This is a genomic window from Thermosynechococcus sp. QS41 (genome assembly GCF_031583515.1).
In the GTDB taxonomy this organism is placed as follows: Bacteria; Cyanobacteriota; Cyanobacteriia; order Thermosynechococcales; family Thermosynechococcaceae; genus Thermosynechococcus.
The window spans coordinates 1,997,549-2,009,879 of sequence record NZ_CP134181.1 but is presented as its reverse complement, the minus strand read 5'-3'; the positions used below and the strand labels follow the sequence as shown (position 1 = coordinate 2,009,879).

Annotated in this window: 11 protein-coding genes; 6 read left to right on the top strand and 5 right to left on the bottom strand. The window is 53.6% G+C overall.

The genetic code is table 11. The features are described 5' to 3' along the window. Positions 1-59 precede the first annotated feature (59 nt). The 4 genes from RHJ80_RS09890 to RHJ80_RS09875 are packed head-to-tail and all read left to right on the top strand — an operon-like array spanning position 60 to position 4,526. The gene (locus RHJ80_RS09890; protein ID WP_302678198.1) at positions 60-1,496 is read left to right on the top strand and encodes a cache domain-containing protein; all 1,437 of its coding nucleotides are present in this window, start codon (positions 60-62) and stop codon (positions 1,494-1,496) included. Continuing rightward, entirely contained in the window at positions 1,493-2,026 is a 534-nt protein-coding gene (locus RHJ80_RS09885; protein ID WP_206200028.1) for a GIY-YIG nuclease family protein, read from the top strand. The genes RHJ80_RS09890 and RHJ80_RS09885 overlap by 4 nt, the downstream gene beginning before the upstream one ends. Beyond that, complete coding sequence (locus RHJ80_RS09880; RefSeq protein ID WP_225901558.1) at positions 2,023-2,904, top strand: 3'(2'),5'-bisphosphate nucleotidase CysQ; 882 nt, start codon at positions 2,023-2,025, stop codon at positions 2,902-2,904. Before RHJ80_RS09885 ends, RHJ80_RS09880 begins: the two co-directional genes overlap by 4 nt. A 53-nt stretch (positions 2,905-2,957) precedes the next feature. Continuing rightward, entirely contained in the window at positions 2,958-4,526 is a 1,569-nt protein-coding gene (locus tag RHJ80_RS09875; RefSeq protein WP_310800906.1) for a trypsin-like peptidase domain-containing protein, read from the top strand. Here the strand turns inward: RHJ80_RS09875 and RHJ80_RS09870 are convergent. The 5 genes from RHJ80_RS09870 to rseP all read right to left on the bottom strand — a co-directional run bounded on the left by RHJ80_RS09870 (position 4,523) and on the right by rseP (position 9,077). Then, a complete protein-coding gene (locus RHJ80_RS09870; RefSeq protein WP_310800905.1) occupies positions 4,523-5,836 on the bottom strand; it encodes a hypothetical protein in 1,314 nt (437 codons plus the stop codon). The two genes, RHJ80_RS09875 and RHJ80_RS09870, sit on opposite strands and share 4 nt — an antisense overlap. Before the next feature lie 62 nt (positions 5,837-5,898). After that, complete coding sequence (gene gloB, locus RHJ80_RS09865) at positions 5,899-6,657, bottom strand: hydroxyacylglutathione hydrolase (protein WP_310801694.1); 759 nt, start codon at positions 6,655-6,657, stop codon at positions 5,899-5,901. Then, a complete protein-coding gene (locus RHJ80_RS09860; RefSeq protein WP_302678195.1) occupies positions 6,654-7,283 on the bottom strand; it encodes a Uma2 family endonuclease in 630 nt (209 codons plus the stop codon). The genes gloB and RHJ80_RS09860 overlap by 4 nt, the downstream gene beginning before the upstream one ends. Positions 7,284-7,293: 10 nt before the next feature. Continuing rightward, positions 7,294-7,962, bottom strand: a complete 669-nt coding sequence (nth, locus tag RHJ80_RS09855; protein ID WP_206200023.1) for an endonuclease III — start codon at positions 7,960-7,962, stop codon at positions 7,294-7,296. Positions 7,963-7,970: 8 nt separating this feature from the next. Next, on the bottom strand, positions 7,971-9,077 hold the full coding sequence (gene rseP, locus RHJ80_RS09850) for an RIP metalloprotease RseP (RefSeq protein WP_310800904.1): 1,107 nt from the start codon (positions 9,075-9,077) through the stop codon (positions 7,971-7,973). A 235-nt stretch (positions 9,078-9,312) separates the two neighbouring features. Between rseP and accD the strand changes: the two genes are divergently transcribed. Together accD and RHJ80_RS09840 are read left to right on the top strand one after the other, a co-directional pair. Beyond that, positions 9,313-10,236, top strand: a complete 924-nt coding sequence (gene accD, locus RHJ80_RS09845) for an acetyl-CoA carboxylase, carboxyltransferase subunit beta (RefSeq protein WP_206200021.1) — start codon at positions 9,313-9,315, stop codon at positions 10,234-10,236. A gap of 119 nt (positions 10,237-10,355) precedes the next feature. Then, a complete protein-coding gene (locus tag RHJ80_RS09840) occupies positions 10,356-12,215 on the top strand; it encodes a serine/threonine phosphatase (RefSeq protein ID WP_310800903.1) in 1,860 nt (619 codons plus the stop codon). Positions 12,216-12,331 lie beyond the last annotated feature (116 nt).

Below are 12,331 nucleotides of genomic sequence, written 5' to 3'. Positions count from 1 at the left end.
GCACTAGGCTGGAACAGTGGTGGTTTGATCAAGATTCCCATTCTAGCTTGAGTGGATCCATGCTTCGGTGGCGACAGGGTTGGTCAAGGCTTTTGTGGTCAATTTCGGGGCGGCTGCTGCTGGTGATGCTGCTGATTTCCCTATTACCGATGGGGATGGTGGTGCTCTACAACCAAACTGAAAGCGCTGAAATGATGAAGCGTTGGGAAATTGATGCCCTGCAACTGCTGGCGATCAGCAAAGCCCGTTCCCTTGATCAGCTGTTTCAGGATGCCCTCAATGATGCTCTCTTGGTAGCCAATGACAGTGACGTACAGTATTTCCTGAGGCGTGGGAGCCATAGTGCCATCGAGCAAGCGACGATGAATAACTTCCTCGAAGATGTCAAGAACCTGAACCCAGCCTATTATCAGGTGATTCTCCTCAACCGTGATGGCCAAGCGATCGCAGGGACACGGCGTACCCGTCTGGGGCTAGACTACAAGAACACCCCCCTCTGGCAGCAGTCGGCAACAGCAGACTACTTCATTTCTCGGGTCAAAATCAATAGCGCGATCACTGAGCAACCCCTGTTTGTTGTCTTCCAAACGATTATTGATAGCAATAATGAACGATTGGGAGCAGTTCTACTACCTCTACAAGCGACCGCAGTCAAAGACATCGTGACCTACCTAGTGCCCGATATTCACGGTGAATCTTTTCTCATTGATGATCACGGTCTGATTCTGAGCACCACAAATCCTTACCTGAATTTGCATAGCATTGAACCACTCCCCCCCGAGATTCGCGACCAATATTTTCTCTTGACATCACCTCAACCCATTCCCACAGTGGCAGATCGCAGCTACACCTTGCGCAATGTCTTTCTCAAGGCCAAATCAAAAGAGGTCGGTGCTCTCCTCGCCAGTCGTTCTTCCGGAGGCGATGCCGATTATATCTATGCCTATGCGCCCCTGACCCGTCATCAGGGCGTTGTTGTGGTCAGTGTACGGTTGAGCGAGTTTCTAGCGCCCTTAGAGCGGTTGGCGACCCAAGGTTTCCTCAGTCTTTTCTTTGTTGGTGTTGGGGTCATTCTCATTTCCCTGATTGTGGCTCGTTCGATTACTAAGCCGATTCGTGCCCTTGTCAGTGCTGCCCACGCCCTCAAGCATGACCAGTTTAACGAGTTTAATCCCAGAGTTCTCAGGCACTATGCTCAAGGGAGTGATGACATGGCAGAACTTGCCCAAGTCTTTTTGGACATGGCACAGGCGGTAGAGCAGCGCCAAGATCAACTGAAGGAGGAACTGAGTGAACTAAAAATCGAAATTGACCAAGAAAAGCGAAAGAAATCCGTTGCCGAAATTACCAGCACCGACTACTTTCAAGAACTGCGCCAACGGGCACAACAACTGCGCCAACGTGCCCATACCCAATCTCCCACTCCTGCCACACATCCACAGATAGGGCATACTGAGGGTGAAGCACGCAAAGATGAGCCACCCCTGCCAACATGAGCTTTCCTGCGCCGACTTTGGCTGAATTGCCCTTCCATCCCTACATTGATGATGCAGGCCGGGTAGCACCGGATCTTAAGGGGGCGATCGGTCTCTATGCCATTTTTGATGCCACTGGCAGCGTGCAATACATTGGCTATTCGCGGGATATGCGACTGAGTTTGCTGCAACACCTTGTGCGTTGTCCCCAGCAGTGTCGTGGCTATAAGGCGATCGCCATCGAACGTCCCGATCGCCCGTGGCTAGAAGCGGTAAAACAACAGTGGCTAGCGGAATTGGGGACCGTCCCCCTCGGCAATGATCGCGATCGCCCCCAGTGGGAAAATGCCATTGATGTCAGGGAGCAAATGACCGAGGCCGAACGCACTGCATGGGCAAGTGCCGATCCATTGACGCAACCGAAACTGCTGAAACAGGTGGCGCGGCGGGTTGAAGCAGCAATTCTGGAACAGCTAAAGCAGCGATCGCTACAGGAGCCGCTGGTCTTTAACGCCAAACTAAAGGAAAGTGGACGGCTGAACCTCAAATGATGACTTCTCCCCCCCTGACCTCTAGCCAAATCTGGCAAATCAATCAACTCCTGCGCCAAGCGGGGCAGCGGGCACGGCAACTGGCACAGCAACCCTTTGAGGTCATTGAAAAGGGACGCCAAGACTTCGCTACGAGTATTGATCGCTTTTTGGATCGGCTCTTGAGTCAAAAATTTCGCGCTTGGTTTCCTGAGGATGGCATCATCAGCGAAGAAAATGCTGACTCCCAAGCAGTCTTTCAAGAACCGAAAAGCCGCTACTGGCTGATCGATCCCCTTGATGGCACGGATGATCTGATTCACCATCGCCAAGGTTACGCCCTCATGGTGGGCCTGCTGGCGCACTACAGTCCAGTGGCGGGTTGGATCTATGCTCCCAATCTGGATCACCTCTACTATGGCGGTAAAGATTGGGGACTCTTTCAGATGAGCAGTGGTGGTCCCCCTGTCCCCCTATTACCGGTTTGCCCGCCCTCTCCTAGTGAAGACCATTGCCCGATCATGATTGGCTATCGCGACTACCGCACCTACGGCGATGCAATTCATCGGGTGTTGCCCCAAGTGGAATTTCGCTTTCTGGGCAGTTTTGGCCTCAAGGTGATTGAAGTGATTTTGGGACGGGCGGGACTCTACCTCTACTTAAATCAGCGGGTGAAGCTCTGGGACACCACCGCCCCCTTGGCTTTAGCAACGGCAGCAGGTTTGGTGTGCACCGACTTGCAGGGAAATCCCTTGCGCTTTGATGCTACGGGGTTACAGGGACAGACCCTTGCCCATCAGCAACCAATTCTCATTGGCTGGCCAGAGTATATCGCTGCCTTGCGATCGCCCTTGGTGGAGGCGATTACCGCCGTTCAACTGTCCCTTGGCTCTACCTAGCATCTCTGAGAAATAGGCTATCGTGGGGCTAGAGTCTGCTTGGAGGCATCCCGATGGGGCGCTGGCACAGTTGGTCATTGGTAGGAATGGCGATCGCCACCGTCCATATTGCTCAGCCTTTTCCGGCTCAAGGGGTGAGCGTTACAGAAGTTGCCCGCATTGCCAAAAATATCACTGTGCTCATTGAAGGTACCAACAGCCATGGCTCAGGTATCCTATTGCAGCGCAAGGGCAGTACCTACGTTATCCTCACCGCCTACCATGTGGTTGAAAAGGCCGGCCAGTACACGGTGAAAACGGTTGATGGTCAGCGCTATGCCATGCAACCCAACTCCATTCGTCCCTTGCCCGGTGTTGATCTGGCCACGCTGGAAATTGAAAGCAACCGCGATTACACCCTTGCCACACTGGGAAACTCCGTAGAGGCAGTGGAGGGCATGCCCGTTTTTGTGGCTGGTTTTCCTGCTCAGGAGGCCTCGATTCTGGGGGGCATTTACCAATTTACCGAGGGGCGGTTGACGGCCAATGCCTCGCGTCCGATTCAAGATGGCTATGCCTTGGTCTATAGCAATCCCACCTTGCCGGGGATGAGTGGCGGCCCTGTCCTCGATGAAAATGGCCGTTTAATTGGGGTTCATGGCAGTGCCGATATTGCTTCTACCCTTGTGCAGGAGGGCAGTGGCTCCAGTACTGTCTTTGTGAAACGCGGCTTTAATCTCGGCATTCCCATCAATACCTACTTGAGTTTGACCACACCGTCGCGGGAAACCACGGCTCTGCCTGCCCCGACCCCCCTGAAGGCAGCGGACTATTTCCTCGCCGCTGAGGAGCACTTCCAACGCAAGAATTTTGCCGCCGCCATTGACAACTATAGCCAGGCGATCGCCCTTAATCCTAACTACAGTGAAGCCTATCTGGGACGGGCCGTGGCGCAAATGTTTGCCCTTGTGCCTCACCAAGACTTTAATCAGCTCGGTGAAGAACTGGGAACCAAGTACCTGAGTCGTCTGACCCAAGGCAACCCTATTCTCAAGGATGCCTTTCCCCCCCACCCGCCCACCCCCATGCTGGATACGTTTGTCCGCAATATGGCTGAACGCCCCGGCACGATTCAGCAGGACATTGCCAAGGCGATCGCCCTCAATCCCCAGTACACCGAAGCCTATGGCATCCGTAGCTTTTTGAATTTGCTCCTCGGCAACTTTGGTACTGCCGTTGCGGATAGCGATCGCGCCCTTGCCCTCAGTCCCAACAACAGCGATCTGCAAATGATTCAATCCTTGGCGTTGTTTCTCAGTGGCGATTTTCGCCGCAGTATCCCCGTGTTTGATCGTCTCATTACCGCCAATCCCAAGAGCACCGACTATCATTTGCTGCGGGGAATTGCGGCTTTTCTCATGGGAGACTATGCCCTCAGTCGCCCCAGTTGGACAGCCTTGACGCAACTTACCCCCAAAGATCCCATCCCCTTTGCGGTGCGGGGTGTAACGTATCTCCTTGAACAGAACCCCAAAGCGAGCCTACCGGATCTGCGCCAAGCCGCTGAACTCTATCGCCAACAGGGGAAGATGCAGTCCTACAACGAAATGATGGAGGCAATTCGTCAGATTGAGAACCGCTAGCGTTGCCACTGCTGCAAGAGCCAACGACCGAAACGAATCAGGTGTTCTTCAATCCAGAGAAACAGGCGATCGCACCACAGCAGGAGGCGTTCAAACCAGTGGAGTTCATAGCCAATCAGGGCAGCATCCACATCAAGAATTAACTGCTCTGGATTTGGAGGGACACTGGTGGCCGCAGTTTCCGAGGGTGGCGAATGGGCTAGGGAATCAGAGCGACTGCCTAGGCTAAGAAGGGTCTCCACGGGAGAAAAGACTGGCAAAGGATCCGTAGCCGCCAATAGCGGTGAATTTACGGCTGCCACCACTGGAGGTTGGAATCCCCCTAGCCAATAGGAGAGTTGACTCAGCCAGTCTGGGAAGGGCAGCTTGAAGGGGTTGAGATGGCGTTCAATCCAAGCCAGAACTTGCGCCTGTTGGGCAGGGGTGAGGGTATAAAGAATCTCGTTATCGCTGCCGATGAGCACCATCTGCTGGGTTTCTAGAAGGGTGGCAATCCCCTGCACCCGCACTTGGGACAGCGTATTTTTGCGGCCGAAGGGAAGGCGCGATCGCAACCAATGGAAGACAGCGGCTAGGGGAGACACTGGGGGTAGGACTAAATCCCCTTCACTAGCACCTGTTAACTGAAGTTGCCCTAGAAAATTGCCCACCAAACAGGACGGTGGGTTAGAGCCTGCTTTGAGCGATCGCTGCTGCCAACCCCAGAGCCAGTGATGCCGTCGCCGATACCACTGCCGAAGGTGCTGATAGTACACTGCCAAGGCATAGGCAATGCGTTGCTCAATTTGCCGCTGTTCTGTGGCGGTGAAGATTTTCAAGGGACGGGCAGCCTCATCCACAAGCAATAGGGATTTTGCGGCACGATCGCAGGCAAGGTAAAAGGGCTGCCGCTGTGCCAAAGGTGCATCCTGTGGTGGTAACGTCTTGGACTGGGGTTGAAACCAGCGTTGCACAGTAGCAATCCAGCGCTGCCACCAAGGAAGTGGACGGGCAATGGGGGCGATCGCCACCACCCAAGAGTCATCCTCCCCTTTCGTCAGGGAGAGGGCAGACATCACGGTTAGCAGTGCTTCATCGGCAGAGGGTGCCGCTGTGGGTTGCGCTAGGAGGCGTTGACGCATTCGAGAGACGCTGCCCATGAGTTGGGGGAGTCCCCGCTGCCAAACCTGTGCCAGAATGGCGCCAATCACCTGCAGCGTGCCACTGAGGCTGCTTTCAATTTGCCATAGTTGGCGTTGCCAGTGTTGCTGCCAACGGTGCCATTGCTGTTGCCAAAAGCTCAAGAAGCGACTCTGATAGGAAACTGCCATCGCAGCTTTGGGGGTAGAGGAATATAAAACTAGATTAGCGTTCTGAGGTGCTCAATAGGCACCTAGTATTGATCCCGTTTACCCCGCAACCGTGTAAAGGTTTGGAGGGGGGTGGTTGCCCCCACTGCTGCTTGAATGGTGTTGACTTCACAGCGTAAAAAAGGATTCGTTGCCTTTTCAACGCCAATCGTACTGGGAATCGTGCTTTTTCCTTGGGCGCGATCGCGACAGACTTGAGCATAGCGCTCTTGCAGGGCAGGATTATTGGCATCCACTGTCAGGGCAAAGCTGAGGTTCTTTTGGGTATATTCGTGGGCGCACCAGACCCGCGTTTGCTCCGGCAATTGCCGCAGTTGATTCAAAGACTCCAACATCTGTGCCGGTGTCCCCTCAAAAAGACGACCACAGCCACCGCCAAAGAGGGTATCACCGCAAAACAGATCGCCCGTTGCTGGCTCATAGTAGGCAATGTGACCGCGGGTATGGCCGGGAACAAACAGCACCTCAAAAGCATGTTCGCCAAAGGGCACGCGATCGCCGGCACTAAGAAAAACCGTTTGCTCTGGAATGCGGCCTTGATCTTCGCGGCTGCCATAGACTTCGATATTGGGGAAGCGCGATCGCAGGGCACGATTGGCCCCCACATGATCCCAGTGGTGGTGGGTATTGAAGATTGCCGTCAGTGTTGCTCCCAATTCCGCTAATTTGGCAAGAACAGGTTCTGGCTCTGCCGGATCCACCACTGCCGCTGTCGCCGTTTGCGGATCATGGAGCAAAAAAATGTAGTTATCTGTAAGGGCATTGAGGCGATAAATCATCATGGCCGTTGTTCCTGTACCCAGCGTCGCCAATTTTTCTCTGCCTCTACCTCATCCATTTTGGCCTCTGCCAAGAAGCGATAAAGGCATTCCTTGGGCACCCATGGAAACAAAGGGGAGCGATCGCACCCCTGATAGCATCCGTCCCACAACTGGAAAATTTGCCATTCCCGACCATTGTACCGCCATAGCTCCGGTACCCCCAAGGCCGCATACAGCTGGTTTTTATCGATATCGGTATGGGTCATGTCCACCTCAATCACTAAATCAGGCGGTGGATCAATGCTCAGATCAATGCTGCGGCCAGCCACCTGTGGTTGATGGTGGATGTAATAGGCATTATCTGGTTCTGCTCCTCGCTTCAGATCCGGTCGCCACAGGGTTGTTGAGCGCAGCGATCGCAGCCGCAGTCCTGTTTCCACCACCAGAATGCGCAAAAATAGACCCATTAGCTCACTGGCAAACTCATGCTCTTCAAGGGGCATCGTAATTTCAAGGATTCCGCGATCAAATATCAAGTGGGCAGCACGGGTTTGCGGCAGGGCATTAAGAATCTCTTGGTACTGCTGCCAAGTGAGGCCGTGGAGCGTGACACGCTGTTCGCCCGTAGTTGTGGTTAGGGTTTTCATGGCAAATCCCCTATGACTTTGGTATCAGCTTCCCACCTGTGGCACACAAATCAATGAGTTCACAGCCTTCGCACTGGGGTTGGCGCGCTTGGCAAACGGCGCGGCCATGGTAAATCAAGCGAATTGACCAGTTTTCCCAATCGGGCTGGGGAATCAGGCGCATTAAGTCCCGCTCAATTTTCACGGGATCCGTTTCTTGGGTCAGCCCCAGCCGCCGGCTCAGCCGCTTGACATGGGTATCCACCGTCACTCCCCCCAAAATGCCGTAGCCATGGGCAAGAACCACATTGGCTGTTTTGCGAGCTACCCCCGGCAGTGAAAGCAAATCTTCCATCACCTTGGGCACTTGACCCCCATAGACTTCGACAATGCGGCGGCAGGCGCCTTGGATATGGCGGGCTTTGTTGCGATAAAAACCAGTGGACTTGATGTACTGTTCTAGCTCAGCCAAATCAGCCATGGCAAAGTCCTCGGCATCGCGATAGCGAGCAAACAGCGCCGGTGTGACTTGATTCACCCGCTCATCCGTGCATTGGGCAGAGAGAATTGTGGCTACCAGCAGTTGCAGCGGATTGGCAAAGTTGAGGCTACAGGTGGCATCCGGATAGAGGCGTTTGAGGCGGGTGAGAATTTCCAAGGCCCGTTGTTGCTTGGCGGAGAGGCGACGGGTAATAGCCATAGGTAGACTTAAAAGAGTTGCTGCACCCAGCCCAAGCCCGTGAGGTTCACGGTGTCCCGCACGATGAGGAACATCCCCAGTCCAAGGAGCAACACCAGCCCCGTTTGCATGACGCCCTCTTGAATGCGATTGGGTAAGGGACGACCCCGCAGCGCTTCCACCAGTAAAAAGAGCAGTTGACCGCCGTCAAGGGCTGGAAAGGGCAGAATATTAATAATTGCAAGGTTAATACTGATCAAGGCGGTAAAGGTAAAGAGCTGTTCAGCATTGGAGCGGGCAATATCCGCGCCCATCGCTACGATCGCCACCGGTCCAGAGACCTGTTGAGCCGCTTGATCAAAATGCTGGAAAAGTTCGCGAAACCCCTCTAGGGTCAAAACAATCACCCGCTGAAACTCCGCTGCTGCCGCCGTGACTAATTTAATCGGGTTTAAGGTGTGTTCACGGTGAATGTCGGCATGGGGGGCTAATTGAACGCCAATCCGGGCTTGACCATCCTCACTCACCTCTGGCGTGACGGTAATCTCTTGGATGTGTCCTTGACGTTGAATCGTCAGTGTCAGGGGTTGCTGCGGATGCTGCTGAATGGCTCGCATCAGGTTTGGTAAGCTATTGGCATCGGCACCCAAGGGTTGGCCATCCACCGCTAACACCAAGTCCCCCGGTTGAATGCCCGCTTTGGTGGCCACAAGGCTACTTTCCGGGACAAGGGCGGGAATGAGGACACCCTCATAGTAGGTGGCCTGACTAATGCCCATGACGCCCACTTGCACCAGCAGTAGCAAATAGGCAAAGACCAAGTTGGCAATCACCCCCGCGCTGATGACAATGGCGCGATCCAAAATCGGCCGGTTGCTCAGGAGATTGGGATCGTTGACGGGAACGCTGCTATTGGGGTCATCGTCTGGGAATCCCACATAGCCCCCTAGGGGAACTAGGCGCAGGGCATACTCGGTATCCTTGCCTTGAAACTTCCAGAGGATCGGGCCAAAGCCGATGGAAAAGCGGTTGACATGAATGCCTTGGCTGCGGGCAGCGATAAAGTGCCCCCACTCATGGACAAAAATCAAGATTCCCAAGATGGCGATCGCCACCACGACTGCAACCATGGACATAGATTCAACCCAGTGCTACGCTGCGAATTGTTAACTCCCTTTTATTGTGACACCGAACTTCCCCTTGGATCGGTGATCTCGCCACAGCCCCTTGCATCATTTCTCAAACTTGTGCGATATATTGCAAAAATGCAACAAAGTGGGATGATAAGGAATTATTCTTAGTGGACGCTCCTGAGAGAGACCCATACAAACGTGCTATTTGAGACCTCAACGTTAAAGGGAATTTTCTACAATGTCTTTATTTGATTGGTTTGCAAATCGCCGTAAAGAAACCGCCTTGACCCCCATGCAGCCAGAGCGGGAGATCGCTGATGGTCTCTGGACAAAGTGCGAAGCCTGTGGCGTCATGATCTACAGCAAGGATCTGCATAGCCATCAACTGGTGTGCCCAGAGTGCGGCCATCACCATCGCGTCAGCAGTAGTGAGCGTATCCAACAACTGATTGACCCCCACACATGGCGCCCCCTCGATGAAAATTTGGTCAGTTGTGACCCCTTACAATTCAAGGATCGCAAGCCCTATAGCGATCGCCTGCGGGAATATCAAGAGAAAACCGGTCTCAAGGATGCCGTGCAAACCGGCCTCGGCCAACTCGAGGGTCTGCCAGTTGCCTTGGGGGTGATGGACTTTGCCTTCATGGGCGGTAGCATGGGCAGCGTGGTCGGCGAGAAAATCACGCGCCTGATTGAACGGGCCACTTGGGAGCAGATTCCCCTTGTGATTGTCTGTGCCTCTGGCGGTGCCCGCATGCAAGAAGGGATGCTCAGCTTGGTGCAAATGGCGAAAACGGCTGCTGCTCTCGAACGGCATCGCAGTGCAGGTCTGCTTTATATCCCCGTCTTGACCCATCCCACTGCTGGGGGCGTGACGGCTAGCTTTGCCATGTTAGGGGATATTATCATTGCCGAGCCAAAAGCAACGATCGCCTTTGCGGGGCGGCGGGTTATTGAGCAAACCCTGCGGGAAAAACTTCCCGATGACTTCCAAACCGCCGAATTTGTCCAGAAATGCGGCTTTGTGGATGTGATTGTGCCGCGGACTCACCTGAAGTCAACTTTGGCACAGTTAATTCGGTTACATCAACCGGTGACGCGTCATGTTTCCTCGACCCTGCTGCCCAAATCATTTCCTGTGATGGCAATGGCTGAGGAATAACAGCAGCAACCCCCAGATCAAGGGTTGTCCTAGGGCGATCGCTATACAATAGGGGATACCGCTCCCACACCGCAAGGGGTGGTCGTCACTGTGCTGTCTTTGCTGGCTCACCTGCTCTAATGCCTACCGCTCAAACTGATCAAAACCTCAAACTTTGGTGGGGCGTTCTCTATCCTGCCTATACCGATCACCCCATTTTGGCTGTCTCCAACCGTAACTCTGAGGGAACTGTGTTTGAGCAGGACACCAATCCTCCCAATGCCGCCGCTTTTTTTGACCCACAGCACCGCTACCAACGCTGGGATCACCGTTACGCCTGTGATTTGCCCCAACTGGTACAGGATCTACAGCCTGAGGAACCGACGCTCTTAGAAGCCCTCCGCGAAACGGCTCAGGATTGGGCACAGGGGTTAAACATTCTCGACCCCAGTGTGGTCATTCCCCATTTGCAAGCTCAATACCCTGACCTCAGTGCGGTGGCGATCGCCTACCTTGCCTTGCACCTTGTCTATCCCGAAACCATTCCAGCCATTCACGATGCGTGGCTAGATACCGTTTCCACAAGCAACTTACCGGCCAACTACTGCCACGGCATTATTCTCGACTACAATCACACAGCGCGCCCTCTGCAAGATGTCTGGCAAGACGACAACATTTCCGATGAGCAAATTTTCCAGTACCTAGAGGACATGATTGAGCTGTGGAAGACTCTAGAACCGTGGCACTGCCATTATTCCTTGCTCACAGTTAGGAATTTAGCCGTCAACCCTGACGATCAATTGCGGCTGCATCAACTGGACTTCACCTTGCCCTTAGTGAAAACCTTTGAGCGACCCACGCCACCCCCCAGCCTCGTTACTGTTTGGGAAGAGTTATTTCGCCATGCCTCTAGTCGTCGTCAAGCCGTTTTTATGCCGCTCTTGGTCTCCTTGAGCACGGCTCCTCTAGAGAAAATCTCAGAAATTCAGATGTTGCTCGACTCTCTCGCCTCCACCCTGCGCAGTGAACCCCTGCCAGACTTTGAGGAGGAGACAGGTGAAAGTACGGGTGACTTGATTAATGAACTGCCAGACATCACCCTCTCATCAGAATCACCAGAAGAGGATCATACCGCTATTGAGGATGCACCCACTGCCCTCTTACCGCGGCAACTGGTTCAAGTGGATGTTGCTGCCCAGACAGACACCGGGCGCGATCGCCACCACAACGAGGATTTTTACCTGATTGATCATCGGCAGCAAGTGCGTCTCACCCCCCAGGGGCAGCAGTTGGATGTTCAGGGACTATACGTGCTCTGTGACGGCATGGGGGGGCATGCAGAAGGTGAAATTGCCAGTTCCCTTGCCACTAAAACTGTTCATGAATACTTCGAGCAGACTTGGCCGTGGCAGGGAGAACTGCCGAGTGCGGAGGAAGTACGCAACGCTATTTACCGTGCCAATGAAGTCATTTTTGCCACTAATGATCAAAAAGGGAAAACCGGCAGTGGTCGCATGGGGACCACGCTTGTCATGGCTCTACTGCATAACTACCACCTACGCCTTGGCCATGTCGGTGATAGTCGCATTTACCGCTTCACCAAACGCCAAGGACTGCAACAACTCACCATTGATCACGAAGTCGGTCAACGCCTGATTCAACAAGGGGTAGAGCCTGAAATTGCCTACGGTCGTCCCGATGCCTATCAACTCACCCAAGCCCTTGGCCCCCGCAGCAATGAAGCCATTGCCCCTGAGGTTATAGACTTGGACATCGAAGAAGACACCCTGATTCTGCTTTGCTCCGATGGCCTTTCCGATAACCGCTGCCTCGAAACCCACATTATTAGCCATTTGCTGCCAATGCTGGATTTTAGTCTCCCCCTCAATCAGTCGCTTCATAAACTCATTGATATTGGAAATCAAGTCAACGGCCACGACAACCTAACAGCGATCGCCCTCCGCTTCAAATTGCGCTCTGTTCTTAATGCCCTATTTTAGACAGTACCCGCAGCAGACACTTTACCAAGTGGCACATTGCCTTGATCACACTTAAAATAGTCCCTGAGGATAAAACTATCCTCATTAGCAAGTTTTTTTTACATAACGTCATATGA

Bases quoted from the DNA above. Each gene is read 5' to 3' on its own strand.
- RHJ80_RS09890 (WP_302678198.1), top strand. From the start codon at position 60: ATGCTTCGGTGGCGACAGGGTTGGTCAAGGCTTTTGTGGTCAATTTCG.
- RHJ80_RS09885 (WP_206200028.1), top strand. From the start codon at position 1,493: ATGAGCTTTCCTGCGCCGACTTTGGCTGAATTGCCCTTCCATCCCTAC.
- RHJ80_RS09880 (WP_225901558.1), top strand. From the start codon at position 2,023: ATGATGACTTCTCCCCCCCTGACCTCTAGCCAAATCTGGCAAATCAAT.
- RHJ80_RS09875 (WP_310800906.1), top strand. From the start codon at position 2,958: ATGGGGCGCTGGCACAGTTGGTCATTGGTAGGAATGGCGATCGCCACC.
- RHJ80_RS09870 (WP_310800905.1), bottom strand. From the start codon at position 5,836: ATGGCAGTTTCCTATCAGAGTCGCTTCTTGAGCTTTTGGCAACAGCAA.
- gloB (WP_310801694.1), bottom strand. From the start codon at position 6,657: ATGATGATTTATCGCCTCAATGCCCTTACAGATAACTACATTTTTTTG.
- RHJ80_RS09860 (WP_302678195.1), bottom strand. From the start codon at position 7,283: ATGAAAACCCTAACCACAACTACGGGCGAACAGCGTGTCACGCTCCAC.
- nth (WP_206200023.1), bottom strand. From the start codon at position 7,962: ATGGCTATTACCCGTCGCCTCTCCGCCAAGCAACAACGGGCCTTGGAA.
- rseP (WP_310800904.1), bottom strand. From the start codon at position 9,077: ATGTCCATGGTTGCAGTCGTGGTGGCGATCGCCATCTTGGGAATCTTG.
- accD (WP_206200021.1), top strand. From the start codon at position 9,313: ATGTCTTTATTTGATTGGTTTGCAAATCGCCGTAAAGAAACCGCCTTG.
- RHJ80_RS09840 (WP_310800903.1), top strand. From the start codon at position 10,356: ATGCCTACCGCTCAAACTGATCAAAACCTCAAACTTTGGTGGGGCGTT.